14 protein-coding genes and 2 tRNA genes are annotated in these 16,688 nt (G+C 63.7%); 6 read left to right on the plus strand and 10 right to left on the minus strand.

Annotation, left to right across the window (positions count from 1 at the left end; all coding sequences use genetic code 11):
• The first annotated feature begins 40 nt into the window (after positions 1–40).
• The 3 genes from G410_RS0101645 to G410_RS0101655 all read left to right on the plus strand — a co-directional run bounded on the left by G410_RS0101645 (position 41) and on the right by G410_RS0101655 (position 5,325).
• Complete coding sequence (locus tag G410_RS0101645) at positions 41–3,394, plus strand: amidohydrolase family protein (RefSeq protein WP_022671920.1); 3,354 nt, start codon at positions 41–43, stop codon at positions 3,392–3,394.
• A gap of 111 nt (positions 3,395–3,505) precedes the next feature.
• Positions 3,506–3,805, plus strand: a complete 300-nt coding sequence (locus G410_RS15195; RefSeq protein WP_022671921.1) for a hypothetical protein — start codon at positions 3,506–3,508, stop codon at positions 3,803–3,805.
• Positions 3,802–5,325 (plus strand): methyl-accepting chemotaxis protein, encoded by a 1,524-nt coding sequence (locus G410_RS0101655; RefSeq protein ID WP_022671922.1) that lies wholly within the window; start codon positions 3,802–3,804, stop codon positions 5,323–5,325. The genes G410_RS15195 and G410_RS0101655 overlap by 4 nt, the downstream gene beginning before the upstream one ends.
• A gap of 24 nt (positions 5,326–5,349) precedes the next feature.
• Here G410_RS0101655 and G410_RS0101660 read toward each other — a convergent pair whose 3' ends face one another.
• Both G410_RS0101660 and proB read right to left on the minus strand, forming a co-directional pair.
• Entirely contained in the window at positions 5,350–6,606 is a 1,257-nt protein-coding gene (locus tag G410_RS0101660) for a glutamate-5-semialdehyde dehydrogenase (protein ID WP_022671923.1), read from the minus strand.
• Complete coding sequence (gene proB / locus G410_RS0101665) at positions 6,603–7,715, minus strand: glutamate 5-kinase (protein ID WP_022671924.1); 1,113 nt, start codon at positions 7,713–7,715, stop codon at positions 6,603–6,605. Before proB ends, G410_RS0101660 begins: the two co-directional genes overlap by 4 nt.
• A gap of 205 nt (positions 7,716–7,920) precedes the next feature.
• On the opposite strand from proB, the gene G410_RS0101670 reads away from it, so the two are divergent.
• The gene (locus G410_RS0101670; RefSeq protein ID WP_028970932.1) at positions 7,921–8,484 is read left to right on the plus strand and encodes a pseudouridine synthase; all 564 of its coding nucleotides are present in this window, start codon (positions 7,921–7,923) and stop codon (positions 8,482–8,484) included.
• 51 nt (positions 8,485–8,535) lie between these two features.
• Here G410_RS0101670 and G410_RS0101675 read toward each other — a convergent pair whose 3' ends face one another.
• The 4 genes from G410_RS0101675 to G410_RS0101690 all read right to left on the minus strand — a co-directional run bounded on the left by G410_RS0101675 (position 8,536) and on the right by G410_RS0101690 (position 10,509).
• Positions 8,536–9,696: a cupin domain-containing protein gene (locus G410_RS0101675; RefSeq protein WP_022671926.1), complete on the minus strand. Its 1,161-nt coding sequence runs from the start codon at positions 9,694–9,696 to the stop codon at positions 8,536–8,538.
• On the minus strand, positions 9,693–9,953 hold the full coding sequence (locus G410_RS0101680; RefSeq protein ID WP_022671927.1) for a hypothetical protein: 261 nt from the start codon (positions 9,951–9,953) through the stop codon (positions 9,693–9,695). The genes G410_RS0101675 and G410_RS0101680 overlap by 4 nt, the downstream gene beginning before the upstream one ends.
• 83 nt (positions 9,954–10,036) lie before the next feature.
• Positions 10,037–10,111, minus strand: a tRNA-Glu gene (locus tag G410_RS0101685).
• A gap of 321 nt (positions 10,112–10,432) precedes the next feature.
• Positions 10,433–10,509: transfer RNA gene (locus G410_RS0101690), tRNA-Arg, on the minus strand.
• Positions 10,510–10,568: 59 nt separating this feature from the next.
• On the opposite strand from G410_RS0101690, the gene G410_RS0101695 reads away from it, so the two are divergent.
• Together G410_RS0101695 and G410_RS0101700 are read left to right on the plus strand one after the other, a co-directional pair.
• A complete protein-coding gene (locus tag G410_RS0101695) occupies positions 10,569–11,312 on the plus strand; it encodes a queuosine precursor transporter (protein ID WP_033317225.1) in 744 nt (247 codons plus the stop codon).
• A 119-nt stretch (positions 11,313–11,431) separates the two neighbouring features.
• Complete coding sequence (locus G410_RS0101700) at positions 11,432–11,887, plus strand: hypothetical protein (RefSeq protein WP_022671929.1); 456 nt, start codon at positions 11,432–11,434, stop codon at positions 11,885–11,887.
• Positions 11,888–11,901: 14 nt separating this feature from the next.
• Here the strand turns inward: G410_RS0101700 and G410_RS0101705 are convergent, their stop codons facing one another.
• From G410_RS0101705 to G410_RS15200, 4 genes are all read right to left on the minus strand, one after another.
• The gene (locus G410_RS0101705) at positions 11,902–12,645 is read right to left on the minus strand and encodes a Crp/Fnr family transcriptional regulator (protein ID WP_084488864.1); all 744 of its coding nucleotides are present in this window, start codon (positions 12,643–12,645) and stop codon (positions 11,902–11,904) included.
• Entirely contained in the window at positions 12,621–13,286 is a 666-nt protein-coding gene (gene purQ / locus G410_RS0101710) for a phosphoribosylformylglycinamidine synthase subunit PurQ (RefSeq protein ID WP_022671931.1), read from the minus strand. Before purQ ends, G410_RS0101705 begins: the two co-directional genes overlap by 25 nt.
• Entirely contained in the window at positions 13,283–13,513 is a 231-nt protein-coding gene (purS, locus tag G410_RS0101715; RefSeq protein WP_022671932.1) for a phosphoribosylformylglycinamidine synthase subunit PurS, read from the minus strand. Before purS ends, purQ begins: the two co-directional genes overlap by 4 nt.
• A 192-nt stretch (positions 13,514–13,705) precedes the next feature.
• Positions 13,706–16,627 carry a M16 family metallopeptidase gene (locus G410_RS15200; protein ID WP_022671933.1) on the minus strand — a complete coding sequence of 974 codons (2,922 nt, stop codon included), beginning with the start codon at positions 16,625–16,627 and terminating at the stop codon, positions 13,706–13,708.
• Positions 16,628–16,688: the final 61 nt, after the last annotated feature.

Genomic DNA, 16,688 nt, shown 5'->3' on the forward strand with positions numbered 1-16,688 from the left:
TGCGCTACGGTGCGGGCCAAATATCACAGGGAGAGTTGTTTTGAACTATGCGCTGACCGGCGTTCTCGCCGCGCTTCTCGTTACCCCCGCCTTTGCCCAGGAATATGGGCCGACCCCGCCACTCGAACAGACCGAGGCGCCGGAAGACGAGATCATCTCCAGCGAGAACAATGATGAGGATGCCGGGCAGCTGCCGCAATCCGGCGAGACGCCTGCACCGGTCGCCACGCAGGGCGTATCGAGTGACACTGCCGCCAGCGATGATTGGGATATTTCCAGCCCGCCGGGCTTTCAGTTCAGCCAGGCCGCCATCAATGTGGACGAGGGCAGCTGGATCGATGTCGATGTGAGCCCGGATGGCGGCACCATCGCCTTTTCGCTGCTGGGCGATATCTACACCATGCCGATGGGCGGCGGCACGCCGACGCGCATATCCGAAGGCCTGGCCTGGGAAGTGCAGCCGCGCTTCTCCCCCGACGGCAGCCGCATCGCCTTTACCTCGGATAGGGGCGGTGGGGACAATATCTGGATCATGAACGCCAATGGCGCGGACAAGCGGCAGGTGACGGACGAGGATTTCCGTCTGCTCAACCAGCCCAGCTGGTCGCCCGATGGGCAATATATCGTCGCCAAGAAGCATTTCACCACGGGCCGCTCGCTCGGCACCGGTGAGATATGGCTCTATCATGTTTCGGGCGGCGGCGGCGTGCAGCTGGTCGAGCGGCCCAGCGAGCAATGGCAGAAGGAACTGGGCGAGCCGGTGTACGCGCCGGACGGCGATGCCATTTACTATACCAAGAACGTCACGTCCGGCCCGATCTTCGAATATGCGCAGGATTCGAACACCGATCTGTTCGATATCTTGCGCTACGATCTGGAAAGCGGGGAGACGACCACCGCGATCGGTGGGCTGGGCGGCTCGGTCCGTCCGCAGCCCTCGCCCGATGGCCAGCGCATCGCCTTCGTGCGGCGGGAGGATGGCAAGTCCAAGCTCTGGGTCAAGGACCTGACCTCCGGCGCGGTGCGCGAGATTTACGGCGATCTCGACCGCGACGTTCAGGAAACCTGGGCGGTGACCGGCGTCTATCCCAATATGGCCTGGACGCCCGATAGCCGTTCGATCGTCTTCTGGGCGGGCGGCAAAATCCGGCGGATCGATGCCGATGGCGGCAATGCGGCGGTGATCCCGTTCCGCGTGAACGACAGCCGCAGCGTGGCCAAGGCGCCGCATCCGGTCATCCCGGTCGGGCCGGACAGCTTCACCGCCAAGATGCCGCGTTTCGCCGAAGTCTCGCCGGATGGCCGACGCGTGGTGTTCGAGAGCCTCGGCAAGCTCTACGTCAAGGACATGGGCAGCGGTGCGCCGCGCCGCCTGACCAACGCAGACGATGCCAGCCGGGAGCTGTTCCCGAGCTGGAGCCGCGACGGATCGCGTATCGCCTATGTACGCTGGACCGACAGCGATCTCGGCACCATCCGTACTATCGCATCGGGTGGCGGCGGCGACCGCGCGGTAACCAGCCAGCCGGGTCATTATGCCCGCCCGCATTTCTCGCCGGATGGCGATATGATCGTGTTCGAAAAGCATGAAGGCGGCTATCTGACCGCGCCGGAATGGTCAGAAAATCCCGGCGTCTACACCGTCGCCACCTCGGGCGGGACGCCCAGGCTGATCAACCGGGACAGCGCGCGCGGTCAGTTCGGCACGCGCAGTGATCGCATCTTCATGATCGATCGTTCGGCGGACAAGACCGAGCTGCTGAGCACCGATCTGAACGGACAGGACAAACGCGTCCACGCCAGCGGTGATCTGATCAATGATTTCGCCGTGGCGCCGAATGGCCAATATTTGGCCTTCCGCCAGAATTACGAAGCCTTTGTCGCGCCGATCCTGCCGGGCGGGCAGAATGTTTCGCTATCGCCCGATACCAAGGCGTTGCCGGTGATCAAGGTGAGCGAAGGCGGCGCGGACTATATCCATTTCGAGGGCAATGGCGCGCGCGTCCACTGGTCCATGGGGCCGATGCTATACAGCGCGGACATGCGCAGCATCTTCCCCACCGCGCCGCTGGCGGAGGGGCAGAAGCGGCCGCCTTTCATTGCGCCCAGCAGCGGCGTGTCGCTGGCGCGCAACGTGCAGGCGGACAAGCATCAGGGCCGCGTCGCACTGGTCGGCGCGCGGATCGTGACGATGGCCGGTGACGGCGGCGGGGTGATCGAGAACGGCACCGTGCTGATCGAGGGCGATCGGATCGCCGCGATCGGACCGGCCGGCGCCGTACAGGTGCCGGCTGGCACGACGACGGTGGATGTGACGGGCAAGGTTATCGTTCCCGGTTATGTCGATGCGCATGCCCATGGTCCACAGGGCACGGACGAGCTGGTGCCGCAGCAGAACTGGTCTGCCATCCAGAATCTGGCGCTCGGCACCACCACGATCCACGACCCGTCCAGCACGGCGAGCGAGATCTTCGTGGCATCGGAAATGCAGCAGGCCGGCCAGCTGCTCGCCCCGCGCATCTTCTCGACCGGGGAGGTGGTTTACGGGGCCAAGGCCTATGGGGTTTATGCCGATATCCAGAATTACGACGATGCCCTGGCGCATGTCCGCCGCCTGAAGGCGCAAGGCGGACATTCGGTGAAGAACTACAACCAGCCCCGCCGCGAACAGCGCCAGATGGTTGTTGCCGCCAGCCGCGCGGAAAACATGCTCGTGGTGGCCGAGGGTGGCTCGCTGTTCGGCATGGACATGAACCTGGTGGCCGACGGCAACAGCACGCTGGAGCATAACATCCCGCTGGAGACCTATTATGAGGACGTGCTCCAGATGTTCAGCCAGAGCGACACCAACAATACGCCCACCCTGGTGGTGACCTATGGCGGTCTGGCCGGCGATCCCTATTGGCGGCAGGCGATGAATATCTACGAGCATCCGCTGCTCAAGGCACACACCCCGCCCGCCGAGCTGGCGGCGGCCGGCAAGCGCGTGGTCAAGGCACCGGAAGAGGCCTTTGTCGACGATGAGAGCGCACGGGAGACGAAGAAGCTGGCCGATCGCGGCGTGAAGATCGCCATCGGCGCGCATGGTCAACAGGCGGGTATCGGCACGCACTGGGAGCTGTGGAGCTTCGTGCGCGGCGGCATGACGCCGCTGGAAGCGCTGGGCGCGGGCACGATCGTCGCCGCGCAGTCGCTGGGAATGGAGCGGGACATCGGCTCGCTCGAGGTCGGCAAGCTGGCAGACCTTGTCGTGCTGCGCGCCGATCCCACCGTCGACATCCGCAATTCGGATGATATCGATTATGTCATGCTCGGCGGGCGGATGTACGATGCCGGCAGCATGAATGAAGTGGAAACGGGGCAGACAAAGCGTCTGCCCTATTATTGGGAGTAGGCGCGCCTACCCCTTTTTGGTGATCCGCAAAGACGGTGAACAGGGTGCACGTTAGAACTCTGTTTACCGTTTTTTCGTATGCCTAACGTCGTGAAATGTCTTCCAAAATACATGACCCTGCTATGCGGTGGGCAGCTGGCGCTGATCCTGTTTGGCCTGCTGGCACTCGCTTTCTGGCCCCCGCAAGAAGGCCGGCTGATCGTCGTTCCTTTGACGCGCGCCGCTGCGAGTGAGCTTCTGCCGCGCGCGCTGACCGGCCAGTCGCGTTTGATCGGTTCCGGGCCGCTGGGCGGGTCCTATATCCTATGGGGGCGCCGCGGCGCGGTGCAGGATGCGCTGCGCGGCCAGGCTTCGCTAGTGTTTGCCGCGCCGCGTTCGGGATGCGGCGCTATCCAGGCCATCGTCACATGAGCGAACTTGCCCTCCTGCGGAAGCGCGGCCTGGCCATTCTGGCGGTCATGAGCTGGCTCAGCACGGCATGGCTGCTGCTCATGGGCTGGCAGCTGCAGTCCGATAATCTGGGCATTGTGCTGTTTCTCGCCATCGGCGTGAACATCGGTCCGACGCTGATGGCGCTGACCGGGCAGCATCGCACGGCTGCGCGTCTCATATCCAGCACCCTGGCCGTGATGCATCCTGCGCTGGGCGTCTATCTGCTGATGGGCCATGGCTGGATGATCGATGCCCATATGTATTTTTTCGTCGCCCTCGCGGCGCTGACGGTCCTGTGCGACTGGCGGCCGATCGCGCTGGCGTCGGTCATGATCGCAGTGCATCATCTGCTGCTGGATTTCTATGTTCCCGAATGGGTGTTTGCCGGGTCGGGCTCTTTCATGCGGGTGATGGTCCATGTGGTGGCCGTGGTGCTGCAATTTTCGGTGCTGGGCTATGTGACGGAGCGTTTGCGCCGGCTGACCGTGCGGCAGGCGCAATCGAAGGCGCACAGCGACGAGCTCGCGCAGCAGGCGGTCGATCGGCAGGGCGAACTGCAAATGGCGATGGAGGAGCTGCGTGCCGCCCAGCAGCGCGAGCTTAACGAGCGCGCGCGGCGGTTGCGGCTGGAGCAGGATAGCGAACAGCAGCGGCAGACCGAGCGTGCCGAATTGGCCGACCGCTTTCGCGAATCCATCTCTGCCGTCGTCGATATGGTCGATCGTTCAGCGCAGGACATGCGGGCCGATGCGCTGTCATTGCGTACTGCGGCGCAACAGGCCGCCTCGCGATCCCACGAAACCTCTTCGCGCGCAGATCGCGCATCGGGCGCATCGCGCGAACTGGCCGATCGCATGAGTGAATTGTCCACCTCCATTTCCACCATAGCGACGGCGGTCGAGCAGCAGGCCTTGTTGAGCGAATCGGCCACCGATACGGCCGGAACGGCGCACGGTACGGTCCGGTGCATGCGCGACCGCGCCGAGCATATTCAGGAACTGGCCGATGTGATCGGCGGCATTGCCTCGCACACCAATCTGCTGGCGCTGAACGCCACCATCGAGGCCTCGCGCGCCGGGGAAGCCGGGCGTGGATTTGCGGTCGTGGCGGGCGAGGTAAAATTGCTGGCACGACAAGTGAAGGACGCCACCGGTTCCATCCTCGGCCTGGTCCAGTCGACAAGCGAAGGCGCCATGGCGGCAGACCGGTCGCTTTGCGATATCCGCAACGCCGTCGATGAATTGTCGAGCGCAGCCATTTCCATCAGAACCGAAGTGAGCCGGCAACGCCAGACCGGTCAGGCGATCGAGCAACATGCCAAAAGCACGGCCGACGATGCAGCGACTGTGATGGCGGACATCGCCGAGATTTTCTCGGTCGCGCGGGATACCGAGGCCTTGTCCGATCGGGTGTTCGATGCGGCTGGCAGTCTCGGCGAAACGGCACGTCAGCTTCGCGCGGCGACGGACGGCTTTATCGGCAAGCTGAAAGCTGCCTGAGCCGTCCGCCGTTGAACCGGCTGCTTAATCGGGCCGGGTCTGTCCTTCGCCCAATACCAGCGTCTTGTAGGTGGTCAGGCCTTCCAGCGCGACCGGCCCGCGGGCGTGAAGCCGCCCGGTTGCAATGCCGATTTCCGCGCCAAACCCGAATTCGCCGCCATCGGCAAACTGGGTGGAAGCGTTATGCATCACAATGGCGCTATCCACCGTCTGCAGGAATTTCTCGGCGATCACCTTGTCTTCGGTGATGATCGAATCGGTATGATGGCTGCCATGGGCCGCGATATGCGCGGTGGCACCGTCGACGCCGCCGACAAGCTTGGCGGACACGATAGGCTCCAGATATTCGGTGTCCCAATCTTCTGCCGTGGCAGCTTTCACACGGTCATCCATCTGCTCGATCTTGGCATCGCCGCGTACTTCGCAGCCCGCGTCGAGCAGGCCCTTGATCACATCCGGTGCAAAGCTCTGCGCCGCTTCATCGATCAGCAGCGTCTCCATGGAACCGCAGATACCGGTACGGCGCATCTTGGCGTTCACCGCGATGTCACGCGCCTTGTCGGGATCGGCTGCGCCGTCGACATAGACATGGCAGATGCCGTCCAGATGCGCGAGCACGGGCACGCGGGCTTCGTTCTGCACGCGAGCGACCAGGCTCTTGCCCCCGCGCGGGATGATGATGTCGATCAGGCCGGCAGCCTTCAGCATCGCGCCCACGGCGCCGCGGTCCTGCGTCGGCATCAGTTGCACCGCATCGGCGGGCAGCCCGACGCTTTCCAGACCCTCCACGATGGCGGCATGCAGCGCCTTGTTGCTGTGCACTGCTTCGGATCCACCGCGCAGGATGGCGGCATTGCCGGCCATCAGGCAGAGCAGCCCGGCATCCGCCGTCACATTCGGGCGGCTTTCATAGATGATGCCGACCACACCGAGGGGAACCCGGCGACGCTCGAACTTCAGGCCGTTGGGCTGTTCCCACTGCTTGATGATTTCGCCCACCGGATCTGGCAGGCCGGCCACGCTGTCGGCAGCGTCGGAAATCCCGGCCAGCCGGTCCGCGTTCAGCTTCAGCCGGTCGAGCATGGCGGCGGGCAGATCGCTCGCCTTTTCCATGTCCTTGGCATTGGCCGCCAATATGGCGGCGCTGTTGTCACGCATCGCCTGCGCCGCCGCGCGCACGGCTGCGGCCTTTTCCTCCGTGGTGGCGAGCGCCAGCCGGGAAGCGGCCTTGCGGGCACGTGCGCCCATGTCCTGGATCAGGTCGTCGAAATTGTCGGTCATATCAGAAGCACCAGATTGTTTTTGTCGATCAGCGCGCTGCGCGGTGCGTAGCCCAGAATAGCTTCCTGCTCTTCGGCCTGCTTGCCAGCGATCGCTTTTGCGTCATTGTCATCATAACTAATGAGCCCGCGCGCCAGAAGTTGCCCGTCCTCATCATGAATATCCACCGAGTCTCCGCGCGAGAACTCGCCTTCGACATGGGTCACGCCCTTGGTCAGCAGATTGTCCCCGCTCAGCAGATGCTTCTTGGCGCCGGCATTGACGGTGAGCGTGCCCTGCACGTCGATCTTTCCGGCAATCCACGCCTTGCGCTTGTCGACGCCGCCCTCTGCGGTGAACACGGTGCCATCGCCGGTATCGCGAAAGCGGATGACGGGATTGGGCTTCTGCCCATCGGCAATGGCGAGCTGAATGCCGCTGGCCACGGCGATGCGCGCGGCCTCCACCTTGGATCCCATGCCGCCGGTGCCGGGGCCTGTCGGTGGGCCAAGGTCCACGTCCAGATCGGCCACGCTATTCACGGTCTTAAGGAACACGGCGTCCGGATCCTTGCCCGGATCGGCCGAGAACAGCCCGGTAACGTTGCTCAGCAGCAGCACCATGTCCGCATGCGCCGCCTGCGCAACGCGGGCAGCAAGCCGGTCATTGTCACCGAAACGGATTTCGCGGGTGGTGACGCTGTCATTCTCGTTGATGATCGGCGTGACGTCGAGCGACAGCAGCCGCTCGATCGTGTCCGATGCGTTGAGATAGCGGCGGCGATCCTGCAGGTCTTCCAGCGTGACGAGGATCTGCGCGGCACGGCGACGATGGGACCGCAAAAGCTCGGAAAACAGGCCGGACAGTTCGATCTGGCCGGTCGCTGCGGAGGCCTGGCCATCGTCCAGGCTGCTTTTGCCGCCGGCAGGAAGGTCCAGAATGCGCGCACCCAAGGCCACCGCACCGGATGCCACGATGATCGATTCGATGCCATTTTCACGCCGCAGCGTTTCCAGATCGTCGATCAGGCTGGCAAGCCAGTAACGCTCGACCTCGCCTTCAGGCGATACGAGCAGCGCTGAGCCGATCTTGACGACGAGGCGTTTCACGCCTTCGAAAGGGGAGGCCATGATGTGTCCTTCTTATCGTTCGGTCTATTCTGGCACGCCCATCAGTCGATCGGCGGCCCATGCGGCAGACACATAGGGTGCGATGCCCCCGAGGTCGAGGCTAGCGACCCAGATTTTGTGCGGTGCGGCATAAGCCGCGCATATTGCGGGCGAAAAGCCTTGCCCGGCTTGACAGATGCCGGGTCCGCTGGTGGAGCCTGTCGCCATGGCGCGGCTCATCATGTTCAACAAGCCGTTCGCGGTACTGTCCCAGTTCACTGACCGGGGCAGCGAGACGAAACGACAGACCTTGTCGGACTTTGTCGATGCGCCCGGCGTCTATCCCGCAGGACGACTAGACCGGGACAGCGAAGGACTGCTGCTGCTGTGCGACGACGGGAAACTGCAGGCCCGGATTGCGGATCCGCGCTTCAAGCTGCCCAAAAGTTATCTCGTGCAGGTGGAAGGCGTGCCGGATGCGGCAGCGCTGGCCCGGTTGCGGCAGGGCGTGTCCCTCAAGGACGGCATGACGCGGCCCGCCGAGGTTGCGCAGATCGACGAACCGGCGCTGTGGCCGCGCGATCCGCCGATCCGCGTGCGCCAGAGCGTGCCGGACAGCTGGATCAGGCTGACCATCCGCGAGGGCAGGAACCGTCAGGTGCGGCGCATGACGGCGGCCGTCGGCTTTCCTACGCTGCGGCTGGTCCGCTGGTCGATCGGAGCATGGACGCTGGACGGCGTCGCCCCCGGGCAATGGATCGACGGCGATCCGAACCTCTTGCCAAAATAGACCGGTCGTCAGCCTCGCCAAGTCATCAATCTTGTAAGAGACGTGCGCCGATCAGTTTTCCTCGTCGAGCGCCAGGCATCCGGCATTGAGCAATTGCTGGATAAGCGCGACGCACTCCGCCGTGCCATGGCTGCCCGCGGACAAGGCCACGGCGCCATGCGCACAAAGCTGACGGGCCAGACTGGCGCTATCGCCGGCGCAGACGTTGGCTTCTCCGTCCACGAACAGCGTCACCATATCCGAAACCCCTTCGATGAAGGCAAATCGGCTGGCAGGGTTGCGCAGCAGCGTTCCGTGCTCGGTCACCAGGCGGCGCACCATGGCCGCGTCGACCGGCTGTTCCGGTTTCCAGTCGATGTCACTGGGCTTGGGGCTGGTGTTGAACCGGCCGAACCAGTTCGCGAAGCCCGGCTTGTCCAGCAGCGCCTGTGCCATCATCGCCTGCAGCCGATCGAGCGCGTCTGCGGTGATTTCCCCCGGATTGTCCTGCATGCGTAATGCCGGATCGGTGTAGCGGTCATCCTCCTCCAGCCGGTCGAGCAGCTCCTCGCTCCAGTCGGCAATCAGATCGGCGCGCGACGGGGCGCGAAAGCCGATGGAATAGGTCATGCAGTCATCGCTGACCGCCACACCGTCATGGGCAATCCCCGGCGGCACATAGAGCATGTCGCCAGGTGCCAGCACCCATTCCTCGGATGGTGAGAACTCGGCCAGCAGGCGCAAGTCGTCATGCGGCTCGAGCGGTGTCTGCTCATCGCATCGTCCACCGATCCGCCAGCGGCGCTGGCCCAGCCCTTGGATCAGGAACACGTCATAATGATCGAAATGCGGCCCGACGCCGCCACCGTTCACGGCGTAGCTGACCATCACATCATCGACCCGCCAGTTGGGAATGAACCGGAACGGATCGAGCAACGCGGCAACATCGGCCACATGATGATCGACGGACTGCACCAGCAGCGTCCACGGATCGGCGCCCAGTGTTGCGAACCGGTCCTCCGGCAGTGGCCCATGTTCCAGCGTCCGCTGCCCGGCGCTCTCGGACACCAGCCGCGATTCGATGACCGGTTCACAGGCGAGTCCGGCCAATTCGTCCGGTTCCAGCGGATTGCGCCACTGCGTCCACGGATTGCGGATCAGCAGCGGGCGTTTCTGCCAATAGTCGCGCAAGAAAGCTGCTCGATCGAAATTCCGGAAGGTGAACGCGCTCATGCCGGGCCTGCGGCGTCGAACAGGTCAATGAAATTGCGTGCCGCCTCGCGGTCCGCCTCCTCCTCGAACGCAATGTCGAGCGCCGGGGCCGATCCCAGCAGATATAGCAGCGACCAAAGCGCGAAGCGCTTGGCCCGGTCCTGTTCCAGGCCGAAATCCACCAGCAGCCGCTCGGTGCCTGCCGCCAAAAGATTGGGGGTAATATCCTCCATCCGGTCGGTGGCGAAATAGCGGCGAATCAGATCATCAAGGTCCATCCAACGTCGCTAGACGCAAGCGCCGCGCACGCAAACCTATGATGGAGAAGGATGGAACGGTTGCCGGACAGGCGGGCAAACCATGGTGACCCCTACGAGAATCGAACTCGTGTTTCAGCCGTGAGAGGGCCGCGTCCTAACCGCTAGACGAAGGGGCCATCGATATGGCTCATCCCGGTGGTGACTGGCCCGAGATACATCCCGCGCCGGAAAACCAACGATTTTCGGATCGCGCTGACGCTCGACCCAGAATTTCACACACGTTCAGTACGTGCATGCAGGCCGATTAATGCGGCCCGATGGCTGGGTCAAGCTCTACTGGAACGTATCAGCATCTTAGCATTTGGCCCCTGAAGTCGCGGCGACAGAACTGAGGACAGGAGAGACGAAATAGGTTCTTCTGACGATGCGAACCATAGGCATCTGATTGCAGGTATTTCACCGTTATATCTGTGCGTTTGCGAAGTAATTCAGGAGATTGGTGCGCCCTGCAGGATTCGAACCTGCGGCCTCAAGATTAGAAGTCTCGTGCTCTATCCAACTGAGCTAAGGGCGCCTGCCGCAGCGGGGACTAACCGCTTTGCGCGGGCTTTGAAAGAGCGGTAAGGGGGTTTGATGCACGACAGAGAGCCGCAAGCTGCGCCGCAGCGCTTGGATGCCGGAGCGCTGGGCCAGCGGCCCTTGCGCTATTTCGATTTCGTGATGGCTGGGTTTGTCACGATCCTGCTGTTGTCCAACGTCATCGGCGCGGCCAAGCCGACTTATGTCACCCTGTTTGGCGAGCAGATCGTCTATGGTGCCGGCATCCTGTTCTTCCCGATCGGCTATGTGATCGGCGACGTGCTGACCGAGGTCTATGGCTATGCCCGTGCGCGCCGGGTGATCTGGGCGGGGTTTGCGGCGGTGCTGTTCATGGCGTTGATGAGCTGGGTGGTGGTGTCCTTGCCACCGGCGCCCGGCTGGGATGGGCAAGAGGCCTATGAGAGGGTGTTCGGGCAGGTGCCGCGGATCGTGCTCGCCTCCGTCTGCGCGTTCTGGGCGGGGGAATTCGTCAACAGCTTCGTGATGGCCAAGATGAAGCTGTGGACCGACGGTCGGTGGCTGTGGACGCGCACCATCGGCTCCACCATTGCGGGGCAGGGGGTCGATAGCCTGATCTTTTACCCGCTCGCGTTTCTGGGGGTGTGGGAAACGCCCGTGATAATTACCGTGATGCTGTCGAACTGGCTTTTGAAGGTGGTCTGGGAGGCCTTGCTGACGCCGGCGACCTATGTCGTGATCAGCTGGCTGAAGCGCCGCGAGGGGCTGGACCTCTTTGACGAGCATACCGATTTCACGCCGTTCAGCGCGCGGGTCTGATAGCGGGAGCACGGTCAGGGCCATTTGGCGGGACCGATATTTTGCCGATTTGATATCCGTCAAAGCATTGCCGGGCGCGTCCCGGCACAACGTTTCCATCAGATCGAAGGAGACGAACGATGAGCAGATATCAACCGATCGCGGACATCGCCCGGCAGAGCGCAAGGGTCGTGCCGAACCAGCAGGAAGCGGTTGCCGCGCCACAGGCCACGCCGCAGCGCGGGCAACGCGCCTGGGAACTGCACCCCGCCATTCACATCATGTTCGCCAGCAGCTTTGGCCTGTTTCTGCTTCTCCTGGCCTCGGCGGCGGCCGATCCGGGGCTGGTGCTGCCCATGGCCATTTGCGCGGTCACGATCGGCATGTTCTTCGCGGTGCCAGCCTTCATCGGCCAGACGATCGCAAAGCCCGAGGGGCGTTTGCAAAGCTGGAAGGAATTTCTGCGCGAGCCATTCGATACGCTGACCGGTCCGCTGGGCGGCAAGGCCGTCATGGCACAAATTCTGACGCTGCCGGCGGTGATCGTGGCCTGGGCCCTGTTCGTGAATCTCTACTGGCATCTTCTCGGCCAGTGATAGCGCATGCGCTATTATAACCCCAGCATCGCCGGATCGGTAATCCTGATCCGGCGATTGCCTTCGCGCCGGATGGTGCCCTCGTCTTCCAGAGCGCCGAACTGGCGGCTGAGCGTTTCAATGGTGGTGCCGAGAAGCGCGGCCAGATCGCGCCTGTCCAGCGGCAAATCCAGCACCGGTTCCTCATCGGCGGGCGCGGCGCATTGTCCGTGCAGCGAGAGCGCGATGAAGCCGCAGAGCCGGTCCTTCACCGAACGGCGGCCGATCAGCTCCACCAATGCGCGGCTTTCTTCGAGCGCCTGCATGGTCCGTGACAGGATCTGACGCATGAGATGCGGACGGTCCGCCAGCACCTGCTCGAAAGCGGCGCGCGGAAAAACGCACAGGCGAGCGGGTGTAAGCGCCGTGGCGGTCACATCCGTCTCGGCCGAGAACAGGCGGCCGAGAAAGCCGGATGGATGGACGATCGCGAACAGCCGCTCGGTCCCGTCTTCATCGAGGCGCGAAAGCTTCAGACTGCCTTCGATCAGCGTGGCACAGGCCAGCGCGTCTTCCCCGGCATCGAACAGAGTCTGCCCGGATTGCAGCGAGACAGTGCGTCCGATGCCGGAAAGCGCGAGCCGTTCTTCAGCGGAGAGCACCGCGCACACCGCGCTGTCGCGAACGGGGCAATCGGCACAGCCCAGCGCATTGGCCGCCGCCGCGGCCCCATTCCGATCGGTGGAGTCCGGCGTCAAGCCAGGGTGCGGGCCAGGCATGCGAACAGCGCGCGCCCGTCCGTGCCGCCATGAAGTGGAACGATGGCGCGTTCCGGATGCGGCATCATGCCGAGCACATTGCCGCCTTCATTGACGATGCCGGCGATTCCGCGGACCGAGCCATTGACATTGTCGGTGTAGCGGAAGGCCACGCGCCCTTCGCCTTCCAGCCGGTCGAGCGTATCGTCATCGGCAAAATAATTGCCGTCATGATGGGCGACGGGAATGGTGATGCGGTCCCCGGCCGCATAGCCGCGCGTAAACGGCGTATCGGCATTCTCCACCGTCAGCAGCGCGTCGCGGCAGATGAAATCGATGCCGCTGTTGCGCATCAGTGCGCCGGGCAGCAGGCCAGCCTCGGTCAGGATCTGGAAGCCGTTGCACACACCGAGCACGGGCACGCCGCGTGCGGCCGCCTTGACCACCGCCTGCATGACCGGGGATCGGGCCGCCATGGCGCCCGAGCGAAGATAGTCCCCATAGGAAAAACCGCCGGGAATCGCGATCAGGTCCAGGCCGCCGGGCAGATCGGTATCGCCATGCCAGACGAACTGCGTGTCTGCCCCGCAGGCGTCGCGAACCGCCACGAACATGTCCCGATCACAATTGGATCCGGGAAACTGGACGACGGCCGCCTTCATACGGCTTCAATCCGGTAATTTTCGATCACCGTATTGGCGAGCAGCTTGCGGCACATCGCATCGATGTCGTCATCGCTGGTGCCATCGGCCAGTTCCAGCTCGATCATGCGGCCGGCGCGCACATCGTCCACGCCTTCGAAGCCGAGGCCGGTGAGCGCATGATGGATCGCCTTGCCCTGCGGATCCAGCACGCCGGGTTTCAGGGTGACGAACACGCGTGCTTTCATGGAGACGGCCTTTGGCAATGTGGGACTCAATGCTTCCCCTACAGAGGGCGGGGCCGGGGTGGCAAGAGGCGAGGGCGCTCCCGGCGATCCTTCACCCGGCTGGCGTGGGCACATGGAGCCCCGCCAGCGGGCACCAGCGCGGAAAGACAGCCGCGCCCCTCCATTTTTTCATTTGGGGAGGCGCGGCTGACCTTATTCGCTCGCCGCCGGAGCAGCGCCTTCACTGGCCAGCTTGTCGCTGACGATCCGGATTGGAAGCATCTTGGCGGGCTGCAGATAGGTCGTCACGAACGTCTGAATGTCCGCAGGCGTGACCGCTTCCACCGCGGCCAGTTGTTCGCGCACGCGGTCCAGCCGGTCGGCTTCGCTCTGGGCCTGCGCGGCCACGCCCAGCCAGAAGCCGTTTTCGCGGCGGGACTTGGCGATATTCTCGATCACCGGGGCCCGCGCCCGCAACAGCAGGTCATCGTCGATCGGTGCAGCGCGCAATTTGGCGAGCACGTCTCCGATCGCGGTCTGCGCCTCGTCCAGCCGGTCGGGCGCCAGCGTGGCGGAGACGCTGAACGTACCGTAATCGTCGAACGTGGACGACATGCTGGAGCTGACATTGGCACCGTAGGTGGCGCCCAGTTCCTCGCGCAATTTGTCGCGCATCAGGATGTCGACCGCGCGGGCGGTGACGTTGCCGATCACTTCCTGGGCGTAATCGCTATCGTCGCGCGTTTTCCAGAAATCCAGCAACATCGCCTGATCCGCCGGGCCATTGTGCATCAGCGTGCGCGGCGTCAAATCCGTTGCAAAACTCACCTGCCGCGCGGCGCTGTAATCCGGTTCGCTGCTGGCACGCTCGGGCAAGGCGCCGAAGCTGTCCGCCACCGCCTTGATGGCAGCGTCCGCATCGACATCGCCCACGATGGCGATCTCGATCGGCGCGCTGTCCACCAGCGGCTGGATCACCGCTTTGGCTTCGGAGAGGTTGCGGCTCAGCAAGGTGGCCTGATCGGGCAGGCCGAAGCGCGGATCGTCATTGGCCACGATGCGCGGCACGATCAGCCCGGCCACGCCCTGCGGCTGCCCCATGATCTGGGCCAGGAAGACCGGCACGATATTGGTCCACTGCGTATCCGCCTCGGCGCGGTAGCCGGCCTTGGTGAAATAGGCGGCGGCCAGTTTCATCTGCAGGTCCAGATCGTCTGCCGTGGTGGCGCCGCTGGATACCAGCGCATCCTCTCCAACCTGCATGCCGAGGCCGACATTTTTGCCAGCCAGGATTTCCTGCAGATCCGGCTGGCTGTGCGCTTCTAGACCGGCCGTGGTCCAGATGGTGGAAATGAACGTGTCCAGCCCGGCTTCGTCCCGCGGAAAGGCAAGGCCGCCGCCATCGACGCGCACATTATAGCGCACGCGGCCTTTCTCGAAATCCGTGGTCTTGATGTTCAGGCGCACATTGTTGGCGAAGGTCACTTCGCGAATGCCCAGATCGTCGATCATGGTGTCGGACACCACCGTGCCCGCCGTGCCCCAATCTTCATAGGCAAAGGCTGCCGCCGCGCTCTGGTCCGGCGGGCTGACCTTGGCCTGTTTGGCGGCGGTGTAGACATCCAGCACGGCCTGCTGATCGCCCGTCAGCGGCTGCTTGCTCGTGACGCGGACCAGCGGCGCGCTGCCGTCCCACAGCGCATTGAAGCGGGCGTTGACCGCCTCCAGCGTCAGGGCCGGCTTGGCGGCTTCGAACAGGCTGAGGCGATAGGCCGGGGTGGTGACGAAGCTGTCATCGTCCAGGGTGGAAAGAATGGCGTTGGCCAGGCCGGGGCTGCGGCGGGTATCGGCCTGCTGCGCGGCTGTCCTGAAATTGGTTTCCATATTGGCAAGCTGCACGTCGAGCTCCGCCTGCGTGAAGCCATATTGCCGGGCGCGGCGCAGTTCCTGTTCGGCCGTGGTCAGCGCAGGTGCCCACTCGCCATCCTTGGCGGTCAGTGCGATGCTGGTGCCCAAAGCGGCGTCGCGCAAATCATTGGCGCTCATGCCGCCGCCCACGATCACGCTGTCCGGCGCGCTGGCGATGCGCTCTATACGGCGGTTGAATGCGCCGACTGCCAGCGAATCCATCAGGCTTTTGACGCGCTCCGACGTGGTATCCGCCGGGTTGTCCCATGGGCGGAATGTGCTGATCGTCGCGGTATAGGGCACTTCCGGATCAACGAACACTTCCACCGCGGCCGCGCGGTTCAGATCGACCGTGCCGAAGTTCAGCGGCGCGCCCGCTTCGCCCACAGCCTGCCAGTCGCTGAAGCGCTGCGCGATCTCCTTCTGCATTGCGGCGACGTCAAAATCGCCGACCACCACCAGGGTGGTGTTTTCGGGGCGGTAATAGCGCTGGTACAAGCCTTTGAGCGTGGCAGCGGGGGCATTGGTGAGCACCTCTGTCGTGCCGATCGGAAGGCGGCTGGCATAGGGCGCATCGGGAGCGATGAAGCCGAGCGAATCCTTGGCATTGCGCAAGCCCACGCTGTCGCGGGCGCGCATTTCACCCATGATGACACCGCGTTCGCGGTCCACCGCGGCGGGATCGAACAGCAGATTGCCTGCCGTCTCGCGCATCAGCATCATCGCGGTGTCGATGGTTTTTTCATCGGTCTTGGGTAGATCGAGCTGATAGATGGTTTGTTCGAACCCGGTCGAGGCGTTGGTGTCGGCGCCGAAGGACAGACCGTTGCGCTCCAGAATCTGCACCATCTCGCCCTCGGGCACGTTCTTGGAACCGTTGAACGCCATATGCTCGATGAAATGAGCCAGCCCCTGCTCGGCGTCGCTTTCGGCGATCGATCCGAAATCGATATGCATGCGGATGGACGCGCTGTCTTTGGGCGTTTCATTATGCTGGATGGCGTATTTCATGCCATTGGGCAGGATGCCGTAGGTTATCGACGGATCGGGCACGATGTCGGTCTGCGCCACGCCCCAGCCGGTGGTCTGCGATGCGGTGCTGCTCTGCGCGGCAGCCGCTTGCGGTGCAGGCGCGGCGGTCTGCGCTGCCAGCGGTGCGGCGAGAAGTAGCGGCAGCAGTGCGCCGGTGCGCAGCAGGCGGGCTTTCAATGTGAATGCGTTGGTCATGTCGTGAACCTCCCCGGAAATATGATCGGGCAGGGCTATACAGCGCATCAGCTGCTTTCAA

The organism is Novosphingopyxis baekryungensis DSM 16222 (assembly GCF_000420305.1).
Lineage (GTDB): Bacteria > Pseudomonadota > Alphaproteobacteria > Sphingomonadales > Sphingomonadaceae > Novosphingopyxis > Novosphingopyxis baekryungensis.

What these genes read in the sequence shown, in the direction of transcription:
- G410_RS15200 (WP_022671933.1), bottom strand. Translation starts at nt 16,627, where the DNA reads ATGACCAACGCATTCACATTGAAAGCCCGCCTGCTGCGCACCGGCGCA.
- G410_RS0101680 (WP_022671927.1), bottom strand. Translation starts at nt 9,953, where the DNA reads ATGGACCTTGATGATCTGATTCGCCGCTATTTCGCCACCGACCGGATG.
- G410_RS0101705 (WP_084488864.1), bottom strand. Translation starts at nt 12,645, where the DNA reads ATGCCTGGCCCGCACCCTGGCTTGACGCCGGACTCCACCGATCGGAAT.
- proB (WP_022671924.1), bottom strand. Translation starts at nt 7,715, where the DNA reads ATGGCCTCCCCTTTCGAAGGCGTGAAACGCCTCGTCGTCAAGATCGGC.
- G410_RS0101675 (WP_022671926.1), bottom strand. Translation starts at nt 9,696, where the DNA reads ATGAGCGCGTTCACCTTCCGGAATTTCGATCGAGCAGCTTTCTTGCGC.
- G410_RS0101655 (WP_022671922.1), top strand. Translation starts at nt 3,802, where the DNA reads ATGAGCGAACTTGCCCTCCTGCGGAAGCGCGGCCTGGCCATTCTGGCG.
- purQ (WP_022671931.1), bottom strand. Translation starts at nt 13,286, where the DNA reads ATGAAGGCGGCCGTCGTCCAGTTTCCCGGATCCAATTGTGATCGGGAC.
- G410_RS0101700 (WP_022671929.1), top strand. Translation starts at nt 11,432, where the DNA reads ATGAGCAGATATCAACCGATCGCGGACATCGCCCGGCAGAGCGCAAGG.
- G410_RS0101695 (WP_033317225.1), top strand. Translation starts at nt 10,569, where the DNA reads ATGCACGACAGAGAGCCGCAAGCTGCGCCGCAGCGCTTGGATGCCGGA.
- G410_RS15195 (WP_022671921.1), top strand. Translation starts at nt 3,506, where the DNA reads ATGACCCTGCTATGCGGTGGGCAGCTGGCGCTGATCCTGTTTGGCCTG.
- purS (WP_022671932.1), bottom strand. Translation starts at nt 13,513, where the DNA reads ATGAAAGCACGCGTGTTCGTCACCCTGAAACCCGGCGTGCTGGATCCG.
- G410_RS0101660 (WP_022671923.1), bottom strand. Translation starts at nt 6,606, where the DNA reads ATGACCGACAATTTCGACGACCTGATCCAGGACATGGGCGCACGTGCC.
- G410_RS0101670 (WP_028970932.1), top strand. Translation starts at nt 7,921, where the DNA reads ATGGCGCGGCTCATCATGTTCAACAAGCCGTTCGCGGTACTGTCCCAG.